Raw genomic sequence first — 20043 nt, forward strand, 5'->3', positions numbered from 1 at the left:
CTGCTCCTCCTGGGGTCCAGTTATTTCGGATTGCTGTCTTTTACGTGGGCCTTGCTGCCTGCCCCGAATCCGCGCACGGACTACCTGTGCCATGGGCACGCAGATCCATGAAATGCACGGGCTTGATTTCGACTGCGGTGGCTGTACCGGCTTCGCCGTAGCGAGCGGCGAGCAAGCCGCGACACAATGCACCGTTGAACTCGGTACTGACACCCACTCTTCGCAAAGCGCGCAGATACGTGTTCAACCCGGCAGGGTCAAGCGGCACGCCGTCGCTATCGACGAAAGCGAGAGCATTCGCTTGCGCTGCCTCGTCGATACGCGGGCCCACTACGAAGCGCCGCTCGCGGTAGCGCGTGACGAGCCGAATGCCATTGGCCTCGTCTGAAGCCGAAGCCGAAGCCAGACCGCTCGCCAGCGCATCCAGTTCCATCATGCTCACGCGCACCAGCACCGCGCCCTCGCCGCCCTGCGCGAGCAGCCAGCTCAGCAGTGCCTCTTGCCTGCGCTGAAACGCCTTGACGAGAAAAATCTGCCGCACATCCTCGACTTCCCCGTTGGCCGCGGCGCCAAAGGTGTCCTGAAACGACGCGCCGGCCGCCACGCCACAGTTGATTTCGTCGGCATACATGTGCTCGCCGAGTCTCACCGCAACCTTCGTGACCCACGGCAAGGCCGCCACTGCGCGGCGCATGTCGTCGGCCATCAGGTAGGCGAAGTTGGCGGCGCACCAGTAGGTCGGCAGCCGGAAGCCGATCTGCACCGCGCCGCCGGCCTCCACCTCGACGCCGGTGACGAAACCCAGCTCCGTCACCGTTTCGTCGAGTTCCGGATCGTTGACGGCGGCAAGCTGCGCCCACACCTCGGCGGTCCTGGCGTCAAGGTGGCCCGCCGCGCCCACCGCAGCCGGGGCGTTCATGCGCCGACCGCTGCCGGCTGCCGGACGTCCTCCAGCAGACTCTTCTGCGCCTCGACGTCGATTCCATACAGGCGCGCCGCGTTGAGTCCGAGTATTTTCTTCTTGGCCGTCAACGACAGCTGCACACCCGTTTCCTTGCTGACCGACTCCGGCAACTCGAAGGCCATGAACTTTTCGATCAGCCACTTCGGCGACCAGATGCCATAGTCGCTGCCATAGAGGATCTTGTCCTCGCCGATCCAGAACAGCAGTTCCGAGATCACATGGGCGAAATACTCGGGACGTGTATGGATAAACGGCAGCACCACCGCGAGACCGCCATAGACGTTCGTCTCTTGCGTGGCGATCCAGCAGAAATCGTCGAGCCGCGGCAAGCCGCAGTGTTCGACAATGAAGTTCAGGTTCTGGAAGCTCGTGGCGGCGTCGTCGATATCGGCCACATCGAAAGCGTCACGATTGAGCGGCAGGATCGTCGGTCCCTTGTGAACGTGGATATTCTTGATGCCGAGCTTTTCGCAGCGTTCAAGATAGCGCTGCGCACTCGGGTCCGACAGCTTGTAGCCCTTGCTGTCGCCACGCCATTCGGCCGTGTAGAGTTTGACGCCCTGAATCTTGTAGAGCGCCACCAGTTCTTCGAGACGATCGAGCCCGGCCTCGCCGTCGCGCGGATCGAACGCGCCGTTGACGATGAAGCGGTGCGGATACTTCTTCTTCAACACATAGTTGCTCTCCGTCGTGTTGAAGCCGTTCTTGTAGAAGTCCGTCAGATAGGTAGGCTGACAGATCGCCATGTCGTCGTAGCCCGTGACGAACAGGTCGTTGTACATGGCATCCTCGCCGTACTTGTCGAACTTTTCCTTCGGCCACAAATATTCCTTGGGGCTCAGGTTCGAGTGGTAGGCGTAAAAGCAATCGATGAACTGCTGGCCGTGCACATTCTTCAGGTTGGCCTTGCTGCCGTCCCATAGATGGACGTGTCCATCTATGACGAAGATTTCCTCACCGTCCGTGGTTCGATACATGACATTCGTCTCCGTGGTTGTATGAGCGGCCCGCCACCGCCTCGGTGGCGGGCCGCCGGATCAGGTAGCGGGCTGCGTACTCACTCGTAGGCCATCGCGTCGTCCATATTGCCGAACAGCACGACGGTCTCGTCGTCGACCATCACCATGCGGCCGTAGTGCGTCGAAGTGGAGATTTCGAACAGGTGCGGAGTCATCTCGCGGCCCAGCACCTCGCTGATCTCACCCATCCGGAATTCGATCTTCCCTTGCCCGTCGATGCGAATCATCGCCGGCAGATAGGTCACGGTGATGCCCGGCTTGGTCGACATCAGTTCAGCAATGGCGCGGGCCTCCACGCTGTCGTTCATGGTGACGCCGCATTGATGCGAAATGGTCTGCTCGAAGCGAACGTCCTTCATCGACTTGAAGATATTGTCGGTATGCACTTGCATTGCGTACTCCTCTGCGCGCTTGGGCGTGATGGGGGCGAATGGATGTGAATGCAATCAATCAGGCCCGGATCGATAACGGAAAGTGAACGCCGATCTCTCTGGCGATCATCTCCGCCCGCTCGATCGCGCTGTTCAGCGCGTCGTTGAACTGGACCGTCTTCACGTGCGGAATCGACCAGACCGGCTGTAGCTGCTTTGCCGCGGCAGAGGCCAGCGCCCCGTGTTTTTCCAGCCACTCGCTAAACAGCTTGCGGTTGGCGTCGCCGTGGCGAGGATCGTTGGCGAGCATGTGGAACAGTTCGACCGCGTTGGCCAGATTGCGCTCGTAGTCCCCTTCCGCGGCGGACACGACCGTCGGAGTCAGGAAGTCGTTTTGCGCGGCCGCCACCTGCATCACGAAACCGCTGCGGAACAGATCCGCCACGAGCGGCTCGAACACCACGTTCACGGCAAAGTACTTCTCGAGGAAATCCGTCGCACCGCCGATGGTTTCGATCGCCCGCCGCGTGTCCTGCCAGATCGGATCGGTCAGCCAGTGCGCCTTGCCGGCATCGAGATCGAGGTTCGGCAGGTCCAGCGCGATTTCGCCGAGATACAGCGTCAGGTCCTGAGCAAAGCGCAGCTTGTACGATGCGTTCGTGAGGATCGCGCTGTTGATCATCTGCGTGTAGCCGTAGCGCTGCGCGTGCATGGTGGCCGTGCCCAGACCGAACTCGGCATGCTTGTACGCGCCAAGATGCTGTTCCAGCACCTTCACCCAGGTCTTGTCGAAACGCTTGACCACGCCCGAGCGCCGCGCATTCTGGATCGCGCTGCTGATCATGCCGACAATGGTCGACTGCCGCTGATAATGGGTGCGCTCCCATTCCTCATCGACCGCGCGGAATTGATGCCAGTCCGTGCTTTGCGCCGCGGTCCAGGTTTGCGAATAGGTCGGCGTGCCGTCGGCAAACGCAAGGATCCAGTCCTGTAGCAGGTAGCGTTTCGGGTCCGGCTGCACATCGACGGTCATGTCCTCGTAATGACTGGCCTTACGTCCTTTCGGCTCGAAATAGTTGTACTTGCGGCTGTCCCATCCGGCAAACTGCGCCGCGCCGGCCGCGCCTGACCTGAGCGGCGCTTGCTCTGGCAACGTACTCATGTTGGTCCTCCTTCCTGTTTCGGTTATAGGCACTTCGTCTGGGTACTTCGTGTGAGCACGCTGCCAACGCGCGCGTCAGCGTACGGCCTGGGTGAACTTGTCGAAATAGAGCCGCTCAGGCGCGACACCCGCCATCTGCAGCACGGGCATCACCGCTTCGATCATCGGTGTCGGCCCGCAGGTGTAGGCATCGATCTCGCCGTCGAGCCCTTCTTCGCGCAGGCTTTTTGCCAGTACTTCGTGAATGAAACCGGTTGCGCCCGACCAGTCGTCCTCCGGCTCGGCATTCGAGAGCGCCGGGATGAAGCGGAAATCCGGCAGCGTCTCTTCCAGCTCGGCGAATTCGTCGAGATAGAACAGATCGCGGCGGCTGCGTGCGCCGTAGAAAAAGCGCACCGGCCGTTGCTCGCCGCTCTGAATGTGGTCGTTGAGAATCGACCACAGCGGCGACATGCCCGATCCGCCGCCCACCAGCACCATCGGCCCGGGCTGATCCTCGCGCCGGAAACAGGTACCGTAGGGGCCCTTCGCTACCAGCCGGTCGCCCGGCTGCAAACCGTCATCCAGTTGCGATGAAAATGCACCATTGGGGTACTTCTTGATGATGAATTCGAGCTTCGTCTGACCGTTCGGCGTGCTCGCCATCGAAAACGAGCGCGTGATGCCCACGCCGGGTATCGTCAGATCCACATACTGCCCGGCCCAAAAGCGTAGAGGCCGGGTCAGGGCCACTTCCAGCAGTCTGATGTCGTGGGTGAGCGCGGTGATCTTCGTGAGCGTCGCGTCGAACTCGCTCACCGCGATCGAGCGGCGCATCAGGTCCTCGTCGTAGTTCAGCAACTCGACGGTCAAATCGCTATAGGCGAGCGTGCGGCACAGCAGGATGTGACCTGACTCGCGCTCGTAGTCCGGTAAGGCGAACGTCGAGTACTTTTTCAGTTCGACATCGCCCTCCACCAGTAGCGACTTGCAACTGCTGCACTGACCTTCCTTGCAGCCGTGCATCACCGCAATACCCTGGCGAAACGCCGCATCGAGCACCGTCTCGCCTTCCGCGACCGACATCTCGACGCCAACCGGCTCGAAGTAAACGGTATGGAAGACCTTGTCATTGCCTGTGTCCGGCATGTCGCGCCTCTTCTCTTGCAAGTCGCTCATCGTTGCGCTCCTGTCTCGTCCGGAAAGCATGCAGACCGCGTCCCGGACGAGACCCCTCGTCAATGCACCGGATTGATCTTGAAGCCGGCGCGATACTCGGCAATATGTTTCTCGCGCTGCTCCGGTGTCATGCCGCGCAACAGCACGATCGGACTTTGAATCGTGTGACCGCGAACATGGTCGAGCGTCCACATGTTGCGATCGTCGAAGCGCAGATGCGGTTGCGGCACGAGCGTCTTGCCGTCGCTGCGCACGAAGCCGAGATCCTTGATGCAATCGGCGAGATCCCAGCCGTGGTAGCACTCTTCCCATTGACGACGTCCGCTGAAGCGGCCCATGGCCGGGGTCGGACGGCCCTCGTATTCCGAGGCGAACGCGACCTTGTGGGTCCAGCGGCACAATTCCGAGCAGTACGTATAGAGCTGGCCGTCGACTTCGTCGACCACGAAGTCTTCACGAATCAGACACGGCACCAGACAGCTCCAGCAGCGATGCGGATAGACGTAGCCGTTCTCCTGATCGAACAGCATGTTGGTCTCGCCAGGCACGCTCTTCTTTGCATACCACTTCCAGTAGTCGCCGAATTCCGCATACCACCCCGGGTATTTGTGTTCGAACCATTCGAAGTCCTTTTCCGTCTGGGCTTCGATGCGCCAGAAGTTGACCGGCCAGCCCACCGAGAAGAACTGCGCGACCTTATGCACATAGTTCTGCTTGACGATCCGGTCCCAGGCAGCGGCGACGTCGTCGTGATGGATCTTGATGCCGTATTTTTCCAGAGGCAGCATGTAGGTCCGGTAGTAATCCTCGTAGATCCACCGGTGCCACAGCTCTGCATACGATTCCTTGTTCTTGTCGCGGTCCGTGGTGCCGTATTCGATGAAGGTACCGATCGCCGCATCCACAATGGCGTGGTTTTGCCAGAACGCATAGCGCAGATCGCGCTCGAGCAGCAGGTGGTTGTCGGGGTCGTTGATGATCGACATCACCAGCGAATGCCCGTTGCCGATGTGCCGGCTTTCGTCCGACTGCACCGAGAGAAACACCGTCGGCAGCGCATAGTCGCCGTTGCGCGCCGCTTCGGACGGCATGGCCACGAACAGCGTATTGGTGAACGCCGTTTCCGCCACGACCTGCAGGAACACGTTGGCTGCCGTGACCGCGTCGCCGGTCAGGAAACCTTCGGCGAACTGACGGCCAATGGTGGTCGCATAGCACTTGCCGAAGGCCGCCTCGGTGATATCGAAGCCGGCCGGGTCGATATAGTTTTCCATGTACCACTTCTTCAGATTCATCTGGATCGTCGAGTGGCGAAACTCGTCGACCATCTGCATCGTGAAGCCGGTGCGCAGTTCCTCACCGGGAGCGAGCCGCCCTAGCATCGCCATCGACCGCGCCGCGGAGATTTCCGGGAACGGAATGATCGCGAGGAACAGCTTCATCCACTCCACCCAGCGCGGCTGCACATTGCGGAACATGTCGCCGCGCAAGGCGGCGTCGAGCGCGCCATAGACGCGGTTGTCCTTTTCCTCCTGCATCGGAAAATACGAGCGCAGCACCTGCTTCATCGGGTCACGCGGCGCCTTGCTGATCTTGTAGTCCGTCGGGAAGGTCATCGCTTCCTGGACGTAACTGGGGGTCCAGCCGAGATCGGCAACGCGGCGTGCCGCCTCGCCAATGCTGATCCCGCGCTGGGACGTGATCTTATTGAGCGTTAATCCATCAGACATTGAGCTCTCCTAGTTCCATTTCACGATAACCGTCGCAACGCGACGCTTCGGACAGGGCCCGCTAACGCCAGGACCAGAGTCAACCACGCGGACGGGTCGCCGCGCTCTCAAACGAAAGATGGTGGACAACAAGGTCGAAGGACAGGCAGGGGCTGCCGGTCTTCTTGAGCGTGTCTCCTGCCATTCTTGTTTTGCTGCGGACGTCAGCGCGTTACGCTTGACGCAGACCTGTAGAGCGATAACCGTGCCACCTTTGCGCAATGCGGCGGTCAACGAGACTGGGTAACGCGCGCCGGGTTTCGCGAAAAATTCCGCTGGGTGAGTTCTGTTTTGTTCTGCGACATTTCCGCGTCACGGACCTGTCCGATATTGGGACGCTGCCGCGAGCTCAGCCTCGCCGTGCGCCTTGCCCTCGGCAACGAAGCGGGCCGCAAGAACCAGTACACCGATGGAAAAATCCTTGCCGTAGGCAGCGATCATCTCGTCGGCGAGCGCTCCTACTCGTTCGAAGAACTGATCTTTGGAAGGGTGTTCGATGCTCATCGTCGTCTCCTTGGTATGTGATCGAGCCGGCCGCTCCCTCACCTGCGCCGTCCGAAGCGGAACAGCTCGTCCGGCAGGAATACCAGCGCGAGCTCGCCGGCCTCGTTACCCAATGCGAGGCGCGTGCCATCCGGCGACCAGGCTATCACCGTGACCGCGCTGTTGCCTGAACCTTTGATGAACAGCACGTCGTTGCTGCCGGGCTGACACAGCAGCACCGCGCCGCTGTGATGGCCCACTGCAATCATCGGATGCACCGGATGGCAGACCACCCGGCTCACCGGCGTCTTGCCGGCCATCCCGCATTCGTGCGGCTGATCGTCGGCGCCTGGCGGGTCGAATCCCCAGCAGATTGCGCGCGAGCCGCCGCTCGTGGCGAGAAAGCGGCCGTCCGCTGAAAACGACAGCGAACGCGGCTGCCCGGGATAGCCGCCCATCTCGAGGTGCGCGCCGTCCGGCAGACGCCAGCCATGCAGCGCGTTCTCCTCCATGCCGCTCACGAGATAGCGGCCGTCGGGACTCCAGGCGAGCGTGCGGTGATAGCCGGGCCACTCGAGCTCGCGCTCAGTGAGCGTGGCCGTCGACCACAACGTGACGCCGCCGCGATGCGAGATCGCCAGTTGGGTTCCCGCCGTATCGAAGGCCAGTGCGGTCGCCGAGCCGGGCAGGCTCAGGCTCGCGGCTCGCGCTCCGAGCCGGTGAACCCGGCGGCCCGATGCATAGGCACGTCCTCCCGCCGGACTGGCCGCGACGAGGTCGATCCATGCGCCGGCCGCCTCCACCAGCACCTCGCTGGAACCGTCGAGGTCCAGATGGACGAGCCGGCCATCGTCGCCGCCGCTCAGAAATCCGCCCGCAGGATCCGCCGCCAATGCGAGGCAGGTGCCTTCGTGCACGCTATAACGTGCGAGCGGCGCGGGCGGTGCTTGCGCCTGCACGAACTCGACACCACCGCTCTCGCGCGGCTTGAGTTGCGGGCCGCCGTCCCAGGTGCCGGTCGCGAGCGCCAGCGTGCCGTCGCCGAGCGCAAAGCCGGCGCACTGGCCCGCCGTGTCCCAGGCGGCCGCGACCACGGGCGCCCCGGTCACCCAGGTGGCGCCCAGCAGTTCGATCAGAAGCGGCGGCGCGTTCATGAGTCGATCTCGCAGTGGCGAATGCTTTCGCGCAATTCGCGCCGGTCGAGATTGCGGCCAATGAACACGAGGCGGCTGTCGCGGTGCTCGTCGGCACGCCAGGGCCGGTCGAAGTCGGTGTCCATCGTCATATGCACGCCCTGAAATACGAAGCGCCGCTCGGAGCCGGCCAGATCGACGATTCCTTTCGCCCGCAACAGATCCTGGCCCTGCTCCACGATCAGTTGCTGCAGCCACGAGAGAAACCGCGTGCGCTCGAGCGGCCGCTCGACCCGCAGCGACACGCTGTCGATGCCGTGACTGTGCCGTCCGGAGCTAACCGCCGCCCCTGGCTGGACCGGTACGTAACGCCAGCTCCGTTCGCCGTGCGACTGCGCGCTCGCTTCCTTCTGCGATGCAGCGAGCTGCAGGCGTTTGAGATCGAATGCGCCGCGCTCGAGCAACGCTGCGAGCGGCACTTCGCAGCGCACGCTCGTCAGCTGTTCGACTGTGGGATTGATGGACCGGATCGCGTCCTGAACTTCGCCGAGCGCTGCCGTATCCACGAGATCGATCTTGTTCAGCAGCACGATATCGGCTTGCGCGAGCTGCTCCGCCGCTTCGCGGCTATCGGCCAGACGCGCTTGCAGATGCCCGGCATCGGCCACGCAGATCACGCTGTCGAGCCGGGTGCGCTGGCGAATCTCGTCGTCGATGAAGAAGGTCTGCACGACCGGTGCGGGATCGGCCAGGCCCGAGGTCTCGATCAGGATGCCGTCAAAGCCGTCCTTGCGCTTGACCAGCCCCGCCACCACGCGAATCAGGTCGCCACGCACCTTGCAGCAGACGCAACCGTTGTTCAGCTCGATGACCTCGTCTTCCGCACCGACCACCAGCCCGCCGTCGATGCCGATCGCGCCGTATTCATTGACGATCACCGCATAACGCCGGCCGTGCTGCTCACGCAGGATGCGATTGAGCAGCGTGGTCTTGCCGGCGCCGAGAAAACCCGTGAGCACCGTCACCGGGATCCGATTCATTGCCAGTCCCCTTGATTGCCGCTCGATCCTGTCGCGTCGAGCTGATCCAGTTCGTGAGCGAGCCGCTCACGCTCGGCTTCGATCGCCTGCAGGGCGCTTTCTGCCTCGCCGAGCCGCTCGCGCAATTGCGCGATTTCCCGCGTGCCGTCAGGCGAAGCGCCGTCGCGTTTCTCGCAGGCGAGCGCGCACGCCAGCTCGATCTCCGCGCCGGCGCGCCGGCTTTCGCCGCGCAAGTGATGGGAGTTGACCTCGGTCAGTGCGATGACCAGCCGCATCCGTTCGAAAAGCGATGCGGCATTGCGCTGCGCAATCACGGCGTTCTCCCGGTTCAGGTTCACCCGCTGCGAATCTACGGAATCAGCACCGCCCGGCCCTTGACCTTGCCGTGGTGCAAGTCCTTGAGCGCCTGGTTCGCCTCACTCAGCGGGTATTCCCGCGTCGCCAGATGTACGAGGCCGCGATCGGCAAGCGCCATCAGTTCGACCAGCTCCGGATAAGTGCCGACCAGGTTGCCGACGATGGTCTTCTCGCTCGTGATCATGTCGATGGTCGGTATGTCGATCTTGCCGCCATAGCCGACGATGTAATAGAAGCCCGCATTGCGCGTCATCGCGAGCCCCTTGGCGACCGCATCGCCTTCGCCGACAAAATCGATCACTGCTTCCGCACCATTGCCGCCGGTCAGTTCGAGCACCCGCTCGACTTCGTTGCCGTCGCCCTTGACCATGTGATGCGCGCCGCACTCCTTCGCCAGTTGCAGCGCCACCTCCGAGCGGTCGACCACGATGATTTCAGCCGCGCACAGCGCGTTCAGGACCTGAATGCCGATGTGACCCAGCCCGCCCGCGCCGATCACCACCGCGAACTGACCTGGCAGCAGATGACGCGACGCTTTTTTTGCCGCGCGGTAAGCGGTCAAGCCGGCGTCGGTATACGGCGCGACGTCTTTGGGCGCTAACGACTTCGGCAACTGGATCAGCGAGCGCTCGCCGGTGAGCAGGTATTGGGCGTAGCCGCCATTGGCGTTGATGCCGGGAAACTGGCTTTCCGTGGCATGCATATCGTCGCCGCGCCGGCAGGCGAGGCAGTGCCCGCTCGTCACGAGCGGATGACAGATCACCGGATCGCCGACCTTCACGCTTTCGACCGCCCTTCCGACCGCCTCGACCCAGCCGGCGTTTTCGTGGCCCATGATGTAGGGCAGCTTCACGTCAACCTTGCTGCGCCAGATGCCCTCCACTACGTGCAGGTCGGTGCGGCAGACACCGGCGCCGCCGATCCGCACGATCACGTCCGTGGGCCGCTCGATCTTCGGATCGGCAACCTCCTCGTAGCGCACGAACTCGTCGCGGGTCAATGACTCGTCGTACTCATGCAGCACAGAAGCTTTCACGTTTTGTCTCCTCCAGGATGGGTCGCCATGGAACCCGCGGGCCGCCTTGGCCGCTTCTTCGATGATGCGTTCTTCGCTCGTACGGGGCGTTTGGCGTGAATGACTCCGCCACGTGTGGAACACAAACCGTGACGGCGAGGCGGCAACGGCGAAGCTCGATGGTGCGTCCATCGTTCTGCTTCGCGTGACGAACTCAGCAAGCTCTATGCCAATGGAGGGGGAATCCGCGCGACAGGTCTATGCCTGCGGCTGGTGAGAGAAAATGACGGGGATGGAAGACGCAGCGCGCCGCGCCCGAATCCGCGTGGATGTCGCAAAATCGGACGTATGGCGCGGCGTCGGGCGTGGTGGGTGTCCTGGAATGGGACGGATCGCGGCGACGCCGCCCCGATTACCGCTCGAAAGCCGCCGCGCCGCGCACGACGTCGACGAACGCGTGGCCGGCGTCTTCGAGCGCGCCGGAGTTGTCGATGGCAATCAGGCGCACCCCATCCGGCAGCGAAAACGGCGCGCGCCGCGCCAGCCGCGCCGCCACCTGTTCCGCGCTTTCGCGGGCGCGGGCGCCGAGACGCGCTTCGAGCACATGCGGCGCGGCGTCGATATGCACCACGTCGGCAGCCGGATAGCGTACCAGCGCGTGTTGCAAATGCTCGCGCGAGCCGTTGATGACCACCGTGCAGCCGCGCTCGAGCCACGCATCGAGCTCGATGCCGATGCCATACCGCAAGCCATGACTCGACCATTCGAGCGCGAACAGGCCGAGCGTGGAACGCGCCGCGAACTCCTCCTCCGTGAGGGCCACGTGCTGCTCGCCATTGCCGCTGGGACGCGTAATGTAGCGATGCGCAAACAGAACCGGCTCACCTGTCAGCCGGTTGCGCGCGAAACCCAGCAGCGAATCCTTGCCCGCGCCGGACGGGCCCATCACATAGATCAAACGGCCACTCATTGTTGCTCCACTCCAGCGGTTTGAAACGGCAGACGCTGCCATAGCACGAAGGGCGCGCCGGGCGCAGGCTCGACAAAAAGCGCGGCGCCGTCGACGCGCAGCGGGCCCAACTCCGGAATCCGCTTCTGCCACCATGCGACCAGAGCCGCGCGCTCATCCGCGGCGTCGAGCGAACTGGACAGCGTCATGTGAAAACGAAACTCGTCGAACACATAGGGATAGCCCCATTCGACGAGCAAGGCCCGCTGGCGTTCCGTCAACGGCGCCGCAAGACGGCGCGCCAGATCCTGGGCAGTGGGTGCGGCACGCAGCGGGTGCAATGTGCGCAACGCGTTGGCAGCCAGTTCGCGTATGGCGAGGTCGCCAGCGGCGCTAGCCGGGCGCAGCGCGACAAAATCGCCGAGCGTGGCGGCTTCTAGCTGGAGTGCGAACGGCTGCTGCGTTTGCGCCCAGCGGCGCGACTCGGCCAGCACATGACCGGCGCCTACACCGTCAGCAAGACGAAAGGGAGCGACCAGCGTGCCGTGCCAGCCGTAGCGGCGCGGCGCGTGGGTCAATTCGTTGAGAGGACGTGACAGCGCTTCCGGTTGCGGCGGCGTGTACGCGACGCCGGTTTCGGCGTCGCCCGCCAGCCATTCCGAGCCGGCCCGCCACCACGCGGAAGCGCGCGACGGCGCGTAATAGATCGCGAAACGTGCGTCGGCGGACCACTCCACGGCTTCATTGGCAACCCATGCAGCCGTGCTCATACGTCGTGTTCCACCATCAGTTGCACGCGGTCGGCGGCGAAGTGCGTCACGCCGTATTTGATCGGCGTGCCTTGCAGATCCACGTCGACGTTCTCCACCCACAGCACCGGCTGCTGGCGGTTGATGTTCAGACGCCGCGCGACTTCCGGCTCGGGCAACACGCTACCGATGCGGCTCCATTTACGCAGATAGTCGCTCACGCCAAACTCGGCCAGCGCCTTGGTGATACCGCCCGTGCGCTCCAGCACCTCGGGCAGATCCGCGAAACGCGCGGCCGGGTACCAGTTGCGCGCAAACGTGAGCGGCACGCCGTCCGATTCGTGCAGCGACTCGATGCGGTACACCGAGGCGCCGGCGCGCAGACCGAGCGCCTTGGCGACGTTCGGCTCGGCCTTCACGCGGGCCGCCGACAGCATCGCTCCGCCGGCGGCATGATGCTGCTGGCGCAGGTTCTCGGTAAAACGCGTGCGGCGGCCGATCGTATAGTCGATGGCGCCTGGCTGCACAAAAGTCCCGCGCCCCTGCTCGACGCTTACCAGCCCGAGCGCCGCCAGTCCAAGCATGGCGCGCCGCACGGTGTGGCGATTGACGTCGAAGCGCTTGGCCAGCTCGCCCTCGCTCGGCAGCCGGCCGTCCGCGCCGAAGCCGCTGGCGGCGATCTCAGCGGCGAGGATCTGTTCGATCTGCCGCCACACGGCAACGCCCGCGCCACGTTCGAGTTGCGCGCCCGGCGCGGCGGTATCGTTCGATGTCATGGTGCTGTCATTCCCTTCAGTTCAAATATTCGTTGTGTCGTGCATTGTAGTGCGCCAGCCGTGATGAAAATATGAAATCACGAAGACGCTGCAGGCACAACGATTTTACCTCTAAACGTCTAGACGTTTAGATGAATAGATGGTCAAATGTCCGTATGCTGGATCAACAGGAATCTCGATGAGCGCCTCTTCCGCCTCCTCCTTGCCGTCGCCTTGCGCCGCTACCCGGCGCGCGTGGATGGCCGTGCTTGCCCACACGCCGCGCGCCGAACTTGAAGCCGCCTTGAGCCGTGCGCTGGATGGCACGGCCGCCCCCGCCTTCGACTGGCTGCGTCCGCCCGAAACCGGTCTCGCCATGGTGCGCGGCCGCGTGGGCGGCAGCGGCGACGCCTTCAACCTCGGCGAAGCCACTGTCACACGCGCCACCCTGCGTTTGCGCAGTCCCGCCGAACATGCACCGGTGGGCGTCGCATGCCACCTGGGGCGCGATCGCCGCCGCGCGGAACTCGCTGCGCTCGCCGATGCGCTGCTGCAGTTGCCGGAGCAACACGCGCGCCTCTATGGACAACTGATCGAACCGCTCGCCGCACAACTCGCCGGCCAACGTGAGAGCCGCCGGCAAGAGGCTGCCTCCTCGCGCGTCGAATTCTTCACGATGGTGCGGGGCAACTGATGGAACATCCCATGGAACCTTCAATGAATTCCTCGCAGATTGCCCTTTCCACGCTGGCGCCGGGTTTTGCCGATCCGGTGCACGACACGCAAGCCGTGTTTCGCACGCTGCTCGACGCATTGTCGCGCCCGGGCACGGTGGGCCTCGTCGAGAACGTGTTGCCGGCGGCGCAAGCCAATGGCACGCATCGCTCGCGCGCCGATCTGGCTGCTTTGGCAGCGCTACTCACGCTGTGCGACTACTCGACGCCCGTGTGGCTCGCGCAGCCCGATGCGGCTCTGGCTTCGGCATTGCGCTTTCATACCGGCGCACCGCTCGTCGACGACGCGCACGACGCTGCCTTCGCGTATATCCACGACGCATCGGCACTGCCGCAACTGGAGCACTTCTCTTTGGGCGCGGCGGAATCGCCGGAACAGTCGGTGACCTTGCTGATTCGCGTCGACGCGCTGACGGGCGGCGCACCCATCGTGCTGAGCGGCCCTGGGATCGAGAACACCGCCACCATCGCGCCGGTTGGCTTACCCGAACATTTCTGGCGCGAACGCGCCGGCCTCGCGCCGCTGTTTCCGTGCGGTATCGATTGCTATCTCGTGTGCGGTAACGCGCTGATCGGCCTGCCGCGCACAACTCAAGCAAAGGTGAACTGATGTACGTTGCCGTCAAGGGTGGAGAACGCGCGATCGAAGCATCGTGGCGTCTGCTCGACAAGGCGCGCCGCGGCGATACGCGGCTTGCCGAACTGAGCGTCGGGCAGATTCGCGAGCAATTGCGCCTTGCCGTGTCCCGCGTGATGACCGAAGGGTCGGTGTACGACGAAGAGCTGGCGGCACTCGCCATCAAGCAGGCTGCCGGCGATCTCGTCGAAGCGATCTTCCTGTTGCGCGCGTATCGCACCACGTTGCCGCGTTTCGGCTATACGCAACCGCTCGACACCGAAAAGATCGTGGCGGAGCGCCGCATTTCCGCAACCTTCAAGGACTTGCCGGGCGGCCAGCTGCTGGGTGCCACGTACGATTACACGCAACGTCTGCTGGATTTCGCGTTGATGGCCGACGCCCAGGCCAACGGCGACGAACGCGCCGCTCACGTTGCCGAGCCACAAGCGAGCGCAACGGCGAAGACCGAAGCGATGCCGCGCGTGGTCACCTTGCTCAACAAGGAAGGGTTGATCGAGCAGGAAACGCCCGCGAGAGAAGCGGCAGAACCTCGCGACCTGACCCGCGAACCGCTGGCGTTCCCGGCGAACCGCGCGACCCGCTTGCAGAATCTCGCACGTGGCGATGAAGGCTTCTTGCTCGCCATGGGCTACGCGACCCAACGCGGCTATGCACATTCGCACCCGTTTGCAGGCGAGATCCGCTTCGGGTCCGTCACGGTCGAAATGGAACTGGACGAGCTGGGTGAGGCTGTCGAAATCGGCGAAATCGACATCACCGAATGCCAGATGATCAACCAGTTCGCCGGCAGTACCGAGGTGCCCCCCACCTTCACGCAAGGATACGGACTGGCCTTCGGTCATTCGGAACGCAAGGCGATGGCAATGGCCCTGGTGGACCGTGCGCTGCGCGCCGAAGAACTCGGCGAGACGATCGAGTCGCCCACCCAGGACATCGAATTCATGCTGTCGCATAGCGATAACGTCGAAGCGTCCGGCTTTGTCCAGCATCTGAAATTGCCCCACTACGTCGACTTCCAGGCCGAACTCGAACTCGTGCGACGCTTGCGCGCGCAACATGTCGAGCAAACCCAGGCTGCACGCACGGCAAGCATTGACAGCACTGAAAGCAACGAGCCCGATCAGGAGCAAGCAGCATGAACGCGCCCGACACACACATGGCAACCGCGACCTTCGACAGCGCAGCGGAAGGCTACAACTTCGCGTATCTCGACGAACAGACCAAGCGCATGATTCGCCGCTCGCTGCTCAAGGCGGTCGCGGTGCCGGGTTACCAGGTGCCGTTCGCGTCGCGCGAAATGCCGCTGCCGTTCGGCTGGGGTACAGGCGGCATTCAGGTCACTGCCGCCATCATCGGCAGCAGCGATACGCTGAAAGTGATCGACCAGGGTTCGGACGAAACCACCAACGCGGTCAATATCCGCCGCTTCTTCGCCCGCACCACGGGTGTCGCGACCACGCGCCACACCTCGGAAGCGACGATTGTGCAAACCCGTCACCGCATTCCCGAAACGCCGCTCACCGACAAGCAGATTCTCGTCTATCAGGTGCCGATGCCCGAGCCGCTCTACCGGCTGGAACCGCGCGTCGCCGAATGCAAAAAGCTGCACGCGCTCGCCGATTACGGTCTGATCAGCGTGAAGCTCTATGAGGACATCGTGCATCACGGCGGGATTGCCACCACCTACGACTATCCGGTGATCGTCAACGATCGCTATCTGAGTTCGCCCTCGCCGATCCCGAAGTTCGACAATCCGAAGATGCATATGAACCCCGCGCTGCAACTGTTTGGCGCCGGACGCGAGCGGCGCATCCATGCAATTCCGCCCTATACGAAAGTGCGCAGCCTCGACTTCGACGACCATCCGTTCGAAATCCAGCGCTGGGAACATGCGTGCGCGTTGTGCGGATCGAAAGAGAGCTTCCTTGACGAGATGATCGTCGACGATAGCGGCAAGCGCATGTTCGTCTGCTCGGACAGCGACTACTGCCACGACCGGCGCGAGCAGCAGGCTGTTGAAACTGGTGAAGGAGAATCCGCATGACGCCGCTTATGAGCGCCCGCGCCATCACGAAGCAGTTTGGCGGCCGCAACGGCTGCAGGAACGTGAGCTTCGATCTGTATCCCGGCGAAGTGCTGTGCATTGTCGGCGAATCGGGTTCGGGCAAGACCACCTTGCTGAACACGCTTGCCTTGCGCACCGAAGCCGACAGCGGCACGCTGCATTACAACGCCGCGCATGGCGACATGATCGACCTGGTGGCGCTGTCCGAACCGCGCCGCCGCTTGCTGATGCGCACCGAGTGGGGTTTCGTGCAGCAGAATCCGCGCGACGGGCTGCGCAGCGGCGTGTCCGCCGGCGCCAATATCGGCGAACCGCTGATGGCGGTCGGCGCGCGCCATTACGGCCAGATTCGCCACACCGCGACGCAATGGATGGAGCGCGTCGAACTGGATGCCACGCGCATCGACGAATTCCCCGCCGCGTTTTCCGGCGGCATGCAGCAGCGCCTGCAGATTGCGCGCAACCTCGTCACGGGTCCGCGGCTCGTGTTCATGGATGAGCCCACGGCGGGTCTCGACGTTTCGGTGCAGGCACGCCTGCTCGATCTGTTGCGCACCCTCACGAGCACGCTGCATCTGTCGGTGCTGATCGTCACGCACGATATCGGCGTGGCGCGCTTGCTGGCGCATCGGCTGATGGTGATGCAAGGCGGCGAAGTCGTCGAAGCGGGCCTGACCGATCAGGTGCTCGACGATCCGCAGCACCCGTACACGCAAACGCTGGTTTCTTCCGTCCTGCCGGTTTGAGGTCCACGATGTCATCTATCGAATCATCCGCGTCCGAGCGCGCTTTCATCGACAACGCAGCGTTGATGCTGCGCGCCGTCAATATCGGCAAAACGTTTACGCTGCACGCCCAGGGCGGCGTGCGGATCGACGCGCTGGCAGGCGTCTCGCTCGAGGTCGAACGGGGCGAATGTGTCGTGCTGGTCGGGCCGTCCGGCGCGGGAAAGAGTACGCTGTTGCGATGCCTGTACGGCAACTATCTGGCAAGTTCGGGCTCCATTGCCATCCGCTCGGATGCGCGCGAAGAGCAGTGCGTCGCGATCACCGGCGCCGAGCCGCATGACGTTTTGCGTTTGCGGCGCAGCGTAGTCGGCTACGTGAGTCAGTTTCTGCGCGTGATTCCGCGCGTAACGGCACTGACCCTCGTAGCCGAGCCGCTCGTCTCGCGCGGCGTGGCGGAGGATGAAGCGCGCGAGCGCGCCGCCGCCTTGCTGGCGCGGCTGAATGTGCCTGAGCGCTTGTGGTCGCTCGCGCCCGCCACGTTTTCCGGCGGCGAACAGCAGCGCGTGAATATCGCGCGCGGCCTGATTGCCGGGCATCCGCTGCTGTTGCTCGACGAGCCGACTGCTTCGCTCGACGCAGAAAATCGCGCGGTGGTGGCGGACCTCATCATCGAAGCACGCGAGCGCGGCGCCGCGATTGTCGGGATCTTCCACGACGAGGACACCCGCACCCGGGTGGCGACGCGCCGCCTCGAACTCCAGCCGCCGCTGCGTCACAAAGCAGCGCTACACTGACCTCACTGAAAAAGACTCAAACGGAGCATGTCGATGTTGATCAGGAACGCTCGCATCGTGACGCGAGACGACGTATTTACCGGCGTGGTGCGCATTGAAGACGGCAAGATCCGCGACGTCGAACGCGGCACGACGTCTGCGCGCGAAGCCGAAGACTGGGACGGCGACTATCTGTTGCCCGGTCTGATCGAACTGCACACCGACAACCTGGAAAAGCATCTCGCGCCGCGCCCCGGTGTGCAATGGAATACGGACGCCGCGTTCGTGATCCACGATGCACAGGTGGCGGCCGCCGGCATTACGACCGTATTCGACGCGCTCGCCATCGGCTCGCGCTCGAATGTCGGTTTGCGTGGCCGCGATCTGCAAACGCAATGCGCGCAAGCACTCACGCGTTTCTCCGAGCGCCAGTTGCTGCGCGCCGAACACTTCCTGCATCTGCGCTGCGAAATCGCCACGGCAGATGTGGTCGAAGTGTTCGATTCGTTGTGCACGCATCCGTTGCTGCGCCTTGCCTCGGTGATGGATCACACACCAGGCCAGCGTCAATGGCACGACCGCGAACAATGGCGCCGCTTTCAGGAGCGCAACGGCAAGCTGAGCGACGAGCACGTGACAACCGCGCTCGCGGAACTGGCCGACGAACAGCAGCTCTACGCAGACAAGCACCGCAGCGAAATCGTCGCGCGCTGCAAGACGCTCGGCTTGCCGGTGGCGAGCCACGACGACACGCTGGTCGAGCACGTCGAACAGGCGGCGGCGGAAGGCATCGTGCTGGCTGAGTTTCCGACGACGCGGATTGCCGCCGAAGCGGCGCGCGAACATCGCATTTCGACCATCATGGGCGCGCCGAATATCGTGCGCGGCGGATCGCACTCGGGCAACGTGTCCGCGCTGGAACTGGCCAAAGCGGATCTGCTCGATATTCTTTCATCCGACTATGTGCCCTCGAGCCTGCTGACCGCGGTGTTCGAACTGGTGGCCAAGGCCGGCTGGACGCTGCCGCGTGCCATGGCCACCGTGTCCGCCGAACCGGCGCGTACCGCGGGCTTGCATGATCGCGGAGCAATTGCGCCGGGTTTGCGCGCGGACTTCGTGCGCGTCACCATGCTCGATGCTCTGCCGGTGCCGCGCGCGACGTACCGGGCCGGGGCGCGGATCGTCTGAGCCTGAACGGATTCGGGCGCACGTGTCGTTCTAGCCAGCAAAAAACGCCACCCTGCCGCCCGTTTCCGTCGTCGTAGTCAGATTCATTGTGCGCATATAACAACACCTCGCGCGGCCGCGCTGCCGCACCAATCAAGTGCCGCGACACCTGCACAGTCCTCAAATCCCTCGCAGTAGACAACTTCATTACGTAGCGGTTACGATTCGCGGCGCATTACCGAAGCACCGGCATTGGCCGGCTGACACGCTTCTGCGGTCCGCCGGACGGGAGCCTGCGCCCACCAAGCTTGCGCTTTTGGAGGCTAGCTTTCATGCGCCATCCGGTGTTGTACTGAGTACGTAAACTTTTTGAACTGGTAAGCTTCCCCCGCGCTGCTGGCCGCTCCGGCCATGCGGCCGTTAAACCTGTCCGGTCGTGAGTCGCGCCGGCCACTATCTCGCGGCGGCAAAACCGCCTGCGGGAGTAATACGAACCACTCCGAGGAGTAAAACAGTGAAAAAACTGCTAGCGGCTTTGACGGTTGCTCTGCTTGCTACCGTCTCGATTGGCGCACACGCTAAAGACTGGTCGACCGTCCGTTTCGGCGTTGACGCCAGCTATCCTCCGTTTGAGTCGAAAGGCTCGGACGGCAAGCTCGTTGGCTTCGACATCGACCTCGGCAATGAAATCTGCGCGCGCCTGAAGGCCAAGTGCGTGTGGGTCGAAAACGACTTCGACGGCATGATCCCGGCCCTGAAAGCGAAGAAGTTCGACGGCGTGCTGTCGTCGATGTCCATGACCCCGCAACGCGCCGAGCAGATCGCCTTCTCGAACAAGCTGTTCAACACGCCGACGCGCCTCGTGGCGAAGAAGGGTTCGGGCATCCTGCCGACGGCCGACTCGCTCAAGGGCAAGACGGTTGGCGTGGAGCAAGGCACGATCCAGGAAACCTACGCGAAGACGTACTGGGAAGCGAAGGGCACGAAGGTCGTGCCGTATCAGAACCAGGAC

General features: G+C 63.4%; 22 protein-coding genes. 8 read left to right on the forward strand and 14 right to left on the reverse strand.

What is annotated here, in order from left to right:
• Positions 1-40 precede the first annotated feature (40 nt).
• The 14 genes from VGH41_RS21140 to phnF form a co-directional block, all read right to left on the reverse strand.
• On the reverse strand, positions 41-919 hold the full coding sequence (locus VGH41_RS21140; protein WP_331599511.1) for an iron-sulfur cluster assembly protein: 879 nt from the start codon (positions 917-919) through the stop codon (positions 41-43).
• The gene (locus VGH41_RS21145) at positions 916-1941 is read right to left on the reverse strand and encodes an amidohydrolase family protein (RefSeq protein ID WP_331599512.1); all 1026 of its coding nucleotides are present in this window, start codon (positions 1939-1941) and stop codon (positions 916-918) included. The genes VGH41_RS21140 and VGH41_RS21145 overlap by 4 nt, the downstream gene beginning before the upstream one ends.
• Positions 1942-2021: 80 nt before the next feature.
• On the reverse strand, positions 2022-2375 hold the full coding sequence (locus VGH41_RS21150) for an MmoB/DmpM family protein (RefSeq protein WP_331599513.1): 354 nt from the start codon (positions 2373-2375) through the stop codon (positions 2022-2024).
• Between the two features lie 58 nt (positions 2376-2433).
• Positions 2434-3516 carry a toluene hydroxylase gene (locus tag VGH41_RS21155; protein ID WP_331599514.1) on the reverse strand — a complete coding sequence of 361 codons (1083 nt, stop codon included), beginning with the start codon at positions 3514-3516 and terminating at the stop codon, positions 2434-2436.
• A gap of 75 nt (positions 3517-3591) precedes the next feature.
• Positions 3592-4674, reverse strand: a complete 1083-nt coding sequence (locus VGH41_RS21160) for an NADH:ubiquinone reductase (Na(+)-transporting) subunit F (protein WP_331599515.1) — start codon at positions 4672-4674, stop codon at positions 3592-3594.
• Between the two features lie 59 nt (positions 4675-4733).
• Complete coding sequence (locus VGH41_RS21165) at positions 4734-6404, reverse strand: aromatic/alkene/methane monooxygenase hydroxylase/oxygenase subunit alpha (RefSeq protein WP_331599516.1); 1671 nt, start codon at positions 6402-6404, stop codon at positions 4734-4736.
• 351 nt (positions 6405-6755) lie between these two features.
• On the reverse strand, positions 6756-6947 hold the full coding sequence (locus VGH41_RS21170) for a hypothetical protein (RefSeq protein WP_331599517.1): 192 nt from the start codon (positions 6945-6947) through the stop codon (positions 6756-6758).
• Positions 6948-6985: 38 nt separating this feature from the next.
• Positions 6986-8080: a WD40 repeat domain-containing protein gene (locus tag VGH41_RS21175; protein ID WP_331599518.1), complete on the reverse strand. Its 1095-nt coding sequence runs from the start codon at positions 8078-8080 to the stop codon at positions 6986-6988.
• Complete coding sequence (locus VGH41_RS21180; protein ID WP_331599519.1) at positions 8077-9099, reverse strand: GTP-binding protein; 1023 nt, start codon at positions 9097-9099, stop codon at positions 8077-8079. The genes VGH41_RS21175 and VGH41_RS21180 overlap by 4 nt, the downstream gene beginning before the upstream one ends.
• Positions 9096-9437 carry a hypothetical protein gene (locus tag VGH41_RS21185; RefSeq protein ID WP_331599520.1) on the reverse strand — a complete coding sequence of 114 codons (342 nt, stop codon included), beginning with the start codon at positions 9435-9437 and terminating at the stop codon, positions 9096-9098. The genes VGH41_RS21180 and VGH41_RS21185 overlap by 4 nt, the downstream gene beginning before the upstream one ends.
• A gap of 11 nt (positions 9438-9448) precedes the next feature.
• Positions 9449-10492, reverse strand: a complete 1044-nt coding sequence (locus VGH41_RS21190) for an NAD(P)-dependent alcohol dehydrogenase (protein WP_331599521.1) — start codon at positions 10490-10492, stop codon at positions 9449-9451.
• A gap of 391 nt (positions 10493-10883) precedes the next feature.
• Complete coding sequence (phnN, locus tag VGH41_RS21195) at positions 10884-11441, reverse strand: phosphonate metabolism protein/1,5-bisphosphokinase (PRPP-forming) PhnN (RefSeq protein ID WP_331599522.1); 558 nt, start codon at positions 11439-11441, stop codon at positions 10884-10886.
• Positions 11438-12190 (reverse strand): DUF1045 domain-containing protein, encoded by a 753-nt coding sequence (locus VGH41_RS21200; RefSeq protein WP_331599523.1) that lies wholly within the window; start codon positions 12188-12190, stop codon positions 11438-11440. Before VGH41_RS21200 ends, phnN begins: the two co-directional genes overlap by 4 nt.
• Positions 12187-12945, reverse strand: coding sequence for a phosphonate metabolism transcriptional regulator PhnF (phnF, locus tag VGH41_RS21205; protein WP_331599524.1), 759 nt, complete (start codon positions 12943-12945; stop codon positions 12187-12189). The genes VGH41_RS21200 and phnF overlap by 4 nt, the downstream gene beginning before the upstream one ends.
• Positions 12946-13123: 178 nt before the next feature.
• Between phnF and phnG the strand changes: the two genes are divergently transcribed.
• The 8 genes from phnG to VGH41_RS21245 all read left to right on the forward strand — a co-directional run.
• Positions 13124-13618, forward strand: a complete 495-nt coding sequence (gene phnG, locus VGH41_RS21210) for a phosphonate C-P lyase system protein PhnG (protein WP_331599525.1) — start codon at positions 13124-13126, stop codon at positions 13616-13618.
• Between the two features lie 23 nt (positions 13619-13641).
• Entirely contained in the window at positions 13642-14268 is a 627-nt protein-coding gene (phnH, locus tag VGH41_RS21215) for a phosphonate C-P lyase system protein PhnH (RefSeq protein WP_331599526.1), read from the forward strand.
• A complete protein-coding gene (locus VGH41_RS21220; protein WP_331599527.1) occupies positions 14268-15437 on the forward strand; it encodes a carbon-phosphorus lyase complex subunit PhnI in 1170 nt (389 codons plus the stop codon). The genes phnH and VGH41_RS21220 overlap by 1 nt, the downstream gene beginning before the upstream one ends.
• Complete coding sequence (locus tag VGH41_RS21225; protein WP_331599528.1) at positions 15434-16342, forward strand: alpha-D-ribose 1-methylphosphonate 5-phosphate C-P-lyase PhnJ; 909 nt, start codon at positions 15434-15436, stop codon at positions 16340-16342. The genes VGH41_RS21220 and VGH41_RS21225 overlap by 4 nt, the downstream gene beginning before the upstream one ends.
• On the forward strand, positions 16339-17109 hold the full coding sequence (phnK, locus tag VGH41_RS21230) for a phosphonate C-P lyase system protein PhnK (RefSeq protein WP_331599529.1): 771 nt from the start codon (positions 16339-16341) through the stop codon (positions 17107-17109). The genes VGH41_RS21225 and phnK overlap by 4 nt, the downstream gene beginning before the upstream one ends.
• Before the next feature lie 8 nt (positions 17110-17117).
• Positions 17118-17885 (forward strand): phosphonate C-P lyase system protein PhnL, encoded by a 768-nt coding sequence (gene phnL, locus VGH41_RS21235; protein WP_331599530.1) that lies wholly within the window; start codon positions 17118-17120, stop codon positions 17883-17885.
• A gap of 33 nt (positions 17886-17918) precedes the next feature.
• On the forward strand, positions 17919-19052 hold the full coding sequence (locus VGH41_RS21240) for an alpha-D-ribose 1-methylphosphonate 5-triphosphate diphosphatase (protein ID WP_331599531.1): 1134 nt from the start codon (positions 17919-17921) through the stop codon (positions 19050-19052).
• Between the two features lie 493 nt (positions 19053-19545).
• The coding region (locus VGH41_RS21245) for a transporter substrate-binding domain-containing protein (RefSeq protein ID WP_331599533.1) at positions 19546-20043 on the forward strand (498 nt) is incomplete at its 3' end.

It is taken from the genome of Paraburkholderia sp., assembly GCF_036488795.1.
Taxonomy (GTDB): domain Bacteria; phylum Pseudomonadota; class Gammaproteobacteria; order Burkholderiales; family Burkholderiaceae; genus Paraburkholderia.

Bases quoted from the DNA above. Each gene is read 5' to 3' on its own strand.
- phnK (WP_331599529.1), top strand. From the start codon at position 16,339: ATGACGCCGCTTATGAGCGCCCGCGCCATCACGAAGCAGTTTGGCGGC.
- VGH41_RS21165 (WP_331599516.1), bottom strand. From the start codon at position 6,404: ATGTCTGATGGATTAACGCTCAATAAGATCACGTCCCAGCGCGGGATC.
- VGH41_RS21240 (WP_331599531.1), top strand. From the start codon at position 17,919: ATGTTGATCAGGAACGCTCGCATCGTGACGCGAGACGACGTATTTACC.
- VGH41_RS21145 (WP_331599512.1), bottom strand. From the start codon at position 1,941: ATGTATCGAACCACGGACGGTGAGGAAATCTTCGTCATAGATGGACAC.
- phnH (WP_331599526.1), top strand. From the start codon at position 13,642: ATGAATTCCTCGCAGATTGCCCTTTCCACGCTGGCGCCGGGTTTTGCC.
- phnG (WP_331599525.1), top strand. From the start codon at position 13,124: ATGAGCGCCTCTTCCGCCTCCTCCTTGCCGTCGCCTTGCGCCGCTACC.
- VGH41_RS21170 (WP_331599517.1), bottom strand. From the start codon at position 6,947: ATGAGCATCGAACACCCTTCCAAAGATCAGTTCTTCGAACGAGTAGGA.
- phnF (WP_331599524.1), bottom strand. From the start codon at position 12,945: ATGACATCGAACGATACCGCCGCGCCGGGCGCGCAACTCGAACGTGGC.
- VGH41_RS21175 (WP_331599518.1), bottom strand. From the start codon at position 8,080: ATGAACGCGCCGCCGCTTCTGATCGAACTGCTGGGCGCCACCTGGGTG.
- phnN (WP_331599522.1), bottom strand. From the start codon at position 11,441: ATGAGTGGCCGTTTGATCTATGTGATGGGCCCGTCCGGCGCGGGCAAG.
- VGH41_RS21220 (WP_331599527.1), top strand. From the start codon at position 14,268: ATGTACGTTGCCGTCAAGGGTGGAGAACGCGCGATCGAAGCATCGTGG.
- VGH41_RS21180 (WP_331599519.1), bottom strand. From the start codon at position 9,099: ATGAATCGGATCCCGGTGACGGTGCTCACGGGTTTTCTCGGCGCCGGC.
- VGH41_RS21155 (WP_331599514.1), bottom strand. From the start codon at position 3,516: ATGAGTACGTTGCCAGAGCAAGCGCCGCTCAGGTCAGGCGCGGCCGGC.
- VGH41_RS21150 (WP_331599513.1), bottom strand. From the start codon at position 2,375: ATGCAAGTGCATACCGACAATATCTTCAAGTCGATGAAGGACGTTCGC.
- VGH41_RS21160 (WP_331599515.1), bottom strand. From the start codon at position 4,674: ATGAGCGACTTGCAAGAGAAGAGGCGCGACATGCCGGACACAGGCAAT.
- VGH41_RS21225 (WP_331599528.1), top strand. From the start codon at position 15,434: ATGAACGCGCCCGACACACACATGGCAACCGCGACCTTCGACAGCGCA.
- VGH41_RS21140 (WP_331599511.1), bottom strand. From the start codon at position 919: ATGAACGCCCCGGCTGCGGTGGGCGCGGCGGGCCACCTTGACGCCAGG.
- phnL (WP_331599530.1), top strand. From the start codon at position 17,118: ATGTCATCTATCGAATCATCCGCGTCCGAGCGCGCTTTCATCGACAAC.
- VGH41_RS21200 (WP_331599523.1), bottom strand. From the start codon at position 12,190: ATGAGCACGGCTGCATGGGTTGCCAATGAAGCCGTGGAGTGGTCCGCC.